Genomic DNA, 4,458 nt, shown 5'->3' with positions numbered 1-4,458 from the left:
TGCACGTGCGCCGGGCAGTTCATCGGCTTCAGGGCGAGCAAGTCGCCGTCGTTCTCGAAGATCGGCTTGTCGTCGTCGGTGTTCGGAACCTGGTCAGGCACCACGAACATGTTTTCGCGATACTTGCCCCAGTGGCCGGACATTTCCCAGAATTTGGAATGCATCAGCTGCGGCGTCTTTACCTCGACATAACCCGAGTTGTTCAACCGACGGCGGATATACGCCTCCATCTGGTTATAGATGACAAAGCCACGCGGGTGCCAGAACACCGAGCCCTGCGCTTCAGCCTGGAAGTGGAACAAATCCAGGTCCTGGCCGATCTTGCGATGGTCGCGCTTTTCGGCCTCTTCCATCATCAGGAGATAAGCGTCGAGCTCTTCCTTGGTCGGGAAAGCGGTGCCGTAGATGCGCGACAGCACCGGACGGTTGCTGTCACCACGCCAATAAGCGCCTGCCACCTTGGTCAGCTTGAAGGCCTGGCCGACATCCTTCACGGTCCGCATGTGCGGGCCGCGGCAAAGGTCCTTCCACTGGCCCTGCGCATACATCTTGATCGACTGATCCGCCGGAATGGCGTCCACCAGCTCGACCTTGAAGGCCTCGCCTTTGGCTTCGAACCAGTCCTTGGCCTGGTCGCGCGTCCACACTTCCTTGGTGAAGGCCGCACCGCGGTCGATGATTTCGCTCATCTTCTTTTCGATGACACGCAGCTCATCTTCCGTGAACGGACCGGCCTGACGGTAGAAGTCGTAGTAGAAGCCGTTCTCGATCACCGGACCAATGGTCACCTGCGTATCGGGCCAAAGCTCCTGCACGGCCTCGGCCAGAACGTGGGCTGCGTCATGGCGAATGAGTTCGAGCGCGTCCTTGGAACCGGAATCGCGCGTCACGAACTCAATAGAGCCATCGGAATCGAGCGCGTCCGAAAGATCGGAAACGACGCCGTTCCAGCGCATGGCAATGGTCTTCTTGGCCAGGCTCTTGGAGATGCCTTCGACCACGGTGGTGCCGGTGGTGCCGCGCGGAAATTCGCGAGCTGCACCATCGGGGAACGTCACCTTGATCGACATTTTCAGTCTCCAGAAATTGGATTTATGCAGCGCCAATCGCTGCAAGGCGGCCTGAATAGCATGCTTTTGTCCTCCTGCCAGCCCTCGAAGGACAAACCGGACGCTGCTTAAGCCTTGTCGCGCCGGCGCGCGAGCCTAGTGCTTCCGCTCGAAAAGCCCGACCATCAGCAGGCCGGCGAAGAAGCCGCCGAGATGCGCCTGCCAGGCAACGCCGAGGCTGGCCCCCATAAGGAGCGGCGCGAGGGGGACGGCGGCGTTGAGCACGAGCCAGATCAAGGTGAAGAATCGCGAGCGCGGATTGACCAAGACTTCGCGCAGCGTGGCGAGACGCCGGCCAAGGACGACGCGTTGGCCGGTCTCGGGATGCTGAGCGTAAAGGACCGGCTGGAAGATGAACCGGACTGCGGCGCCGGTGAGCCCTGCGACGCCGCCCGAGGCGCCGATCAGATAGGCGCCTGAATAAAGCGAGGTGGCCGCAAAGGCTGCGGCACCAGCGGCGGCCGAAACGAGGAAGATGGCAAGCATGGGCCCTGCCCCATAGCGCCGGACGACCGGACTGGCGAAGATGACGAGCCAGGCAACGTTGACGAGGAGATGATCCCAACCGCCGTGAAGGAAGGCATGGGAAAATGGCGTCCACAGCAGGGGAATCGCGACAGAGATATCCTGCGGTGCCAGAACGATACGAAGCGGCTGGAAGGCGAACCAGAAATAGAGCTGGGTCTGCCCCGCCTCGTTAAGCGCCATGGTTGCCGCAAGGTGAATCGCGACAAGAATACCGACGAGAATGGTCACCGCAGTGGGCAAAAGGAAGATCGGCTCGCGCGGCGGGCGGCCTTGGGAACCGGGCATCTGCTCGGGTTCACTCATCGTTTTTCTCCCTGAAACCTTGCGCTCCGCGGCTTACGCAAAGCTTTTCCACATTGGGACGCCAGCGTTAACCTTAATTAATGTTTAAGCGGGCAATCGCCCTGCCGATTTGTCATTGTCCCGATGCGGCGAGACTCTCTGGGGAGATGGGATGCCGCTTATAAACAAGCGGGTCCTACCATGCAGATGCCGAGCACCAATACGCTCTATACCTATTGGAACACGATTCGTGGCGCCCGCAGCGCGCCCGACCGCAAGGACATCGACCCCACCCGCATTCGCGAGGCTCTCGCCAATACCTTCATCCTCGAACTCAATGACGAGGACAAATTCTCTTTCCGCTTGGCCGGTTCGCACCTTTGCACCAGCTATTGCCGTGAACTGAAGGGCCGCTCCTTCTCCGCTCTCTGGCACGACCGTGACCAGGACGCGATGGAAACCCTGATCCGCGCCGTGACGGAAGATCATGCCGTGGCACTCGTCACCTTCCAGGGTTCGACTGCGCTCCACACCAAGACGTCTTTCGAGATGATCCTGATGCCGCTGCGCCACAATGGCTCGAGCCACACGCGCATTCTTGGCGGCATGACGGCAAACGAAGAGCCCTACTGGCTCGGCGTGCAGCCGATTGCCGAGCAGCGCATCACCGGCCTGCGCCTTATCTGGCCGGATGAAATGCCGCGCGAAGAATCGATGCCCGAAGTTGCGGCCAGCGTCGTCAACGACATCGGCTTTGCCCCTGCTGCGTCGACCATGGCCATGCCGACCACTCTTTTCGGTCGCAGCGCCCGTCGCTATGCCCACCTGGCCGTGATCGACGGCGGCCGAAACTAAGACTTGGCGCGACCGGATCTGCCTGGTCGCGCGTCTATCTATTTGTAGGGGCGTCGGTTTCGTTCAAAAGAAACCGCGCACTGGCCCGTTCGGCCCCACCATCACCAACAAAGCGTTAACCGAGAATCGTTACGGTACTTGCACTTTTACGTGCGGGCGGGGACCGGTGAACGCATGCTTAGTGACGATCTCGATTCAGCACGCATGCCCTCTCCTTCGCAGCCTCGTGCGCAAGAAGGGCGGTTTCAACGCGTCAAGGTCTCCATCCTTGGCCGCTATATGCTTGCCGATCGCCGCGAGTTTCCCTGCCAGGTTCTCGAAATGTCGCCAGGCGATGCCGTGGTGATTGCGCCGGTGCCGGGGATCGAGGGCGAGCGCATCATTGCCTATATCGATCACATGGGCCGCATCGAAGGCACCATTCTCAAGCAGGTCGATGGCGGCTTCCTGATGGATATCGCGGCCACGCCGCGCAAGCGCGACAAGATGGCGGCCCAGCTCACCTGGCTTGCCAACAAGGACGTGCTCAACCTGCCGGAAGATCGCCGGCACGAACGCGTCGTGCCCGACCTGCGGCACTCCACCGTCGTTCTCGACGACGGCAGGCGCTATAACTGCAAGATCATCGACATTTCGCTTTCGGGCGCGGCCATCGAGCTCGATGTGCGCCCGGCCATGGGCACGCCGATCACGCTCGGCCGCATGCGCGCTCGCGTAGTCCGTCATTTCCAGAATGGCGTGGCCGTGGAATTTGCGGCTGCGCAGGAAATGCTCAATGTCGTGCAGCAGAACCTGCGCGTGATGAACTAGGGCGGGCCCGCCGCCTCCATCCAATGAAGCGCAAGGGCTAGCGTAAACGCACCCTTACCGGGCCCGCTAAAACACAGATCAAACTATCCTAAAACACGCATAAAAACTGCTCGGCAGTTTTCGGACCGGGGCAAGTCGGCCCCCTTAGCGTGGTCTCCATCAGGGAGATCGCGTTATGGCAATCCGAAACAGGCGTCTGATGGTGGCAAGTCTTGCCGCTGCGACGCTCGCAGTCTGGGCCCAACCCAGTGCGGCTATCGACTTTACCAATGCAGCCTATGTGCAGGTTGCCAGTACCAATACGTCCATTCCGGTTGGCCATCTGGATTTTTGCCGGTCGCGTCCGAGCGAATGCCAGGCCAATGGCTCGGTCGAGGCGGCCGTCACCTTGACCGAAGGCAACTGGCAGCAGCTCGTTTCAATCAATGCCCATTATAACCAGACCATCATTCCGGTGACGGACCAGGAACTCTACCAGGTTGAGGAATTCTGGACCTATCCGACCAGCGGCTATGGTGATTGCGAGGACTTCGTTCTCGCCAAGCGCCAGGCGCTTATCGAGGCCGGCTGGTCGCCCAGCACGCTACTGATCGCCGTGGTGCGCCAGAGCGATGGCAGCGGCCATGCCGTGCTGATGGTGCGGACCGATCGTGGCGACCTGGTGCTCGACAACCAGGAAAGCGCGGTGCGCGTCTGGAATGAAACGCCCTACCAATATCTCAAGCGCCAGTCGCAGGCGCATGCCGGCCAGTGGGTCGATATGCTCGATGATCGCATGACGATCGTGGCGGCGAACAATTAGGTTTTCCGGGTCCCGCCCGACTAATCCCTGATAGGGACCTGATGAACAAGGCCGGCTCTCGCTGCAGCGAAG

Annotated in this window: 5 protein-coding genes; 3 read left to right on the top strand and 2 right to left on the bottom strand. The window is 60.6% G+C overall.

The features are described 5' to 3' along the window. Nucleotides 1-1,070 (bottom strand): TGS domain-containing protein (locus ABW043_RS10680; RefSeq protein WP_353921194.1); only part of this gene is annotated, 1,070 nt, incomplete at its 3' end. Between the two features lie 135 nt (nt 1,071-1,205). Beyond that, nucleotides 1,206-1,940: a rhomboid family intramembrane serine protease gene (locus tag ABW043_RS10675; protein WP_353921193.1), complete on the bottom strand. Its 735-nt coding sequence runs from the start codon at nt 1,938-1,940 to the stop codon at nt 1,206-1,208. Between the two features lie 180 nt (nt 1,941-2,120). Here ABW043_RS10675 and ABW043_RS10670 point away from each other — a divergent pair, with 180 nt between their 5' ends. From ABW043_RS10670 to ABW043_RS10660, 3 genes are all read left to right on the top strand, one after another. Then, entirely contained in the window at nt 2,121-2,774 is a 654-nt protein-coding gene (locus ABW043_RS10670) for a PAS domain-containing protein (protein WP_353921192.1), read from the top strand. Between the two features lie 204 nt (nt 2,775-2,978). Next, nucleotides 2,979-3,584 carry a PilZ domain-containing protein gene (locus tag ABW043_RS10665; RefSeq protein ID WP_353921191.1) on the top strand — a complete coding sequence of 202 codons (606 nt, stop codon included), beginning with the start codon at nt 2,979-2,981 and terminating at the stop codon, nt 3,582-3,584. A 175-nt stretch (nt 3,585-3,759) separates the two neighbouring features. Beyond that, entirely contained in the window at nt 3,760-4,386 is a 627-nt protein-coding gene (locus tag ABW043_RS10660) for a transglutaminase-like cysteine peptidase (protein WP_353921190.1), read from the top strand. Nucleotides 4,387-4,458: the final 72 nt, after the last annotated feature.

This window comes from Devosia sp. (assembly GCF_040509215.1).
Taxonomy (GTDB): domain Bacteria; phylum Pseudomonadota; class Alphaproteobacteria; order Rhizobiales; family Devosiaceae; genus Devosia.
Note: the sequence above shows the minus strand (reverse complement) of the source record. Positions and strands in the feature narration are given on the sequence as shown.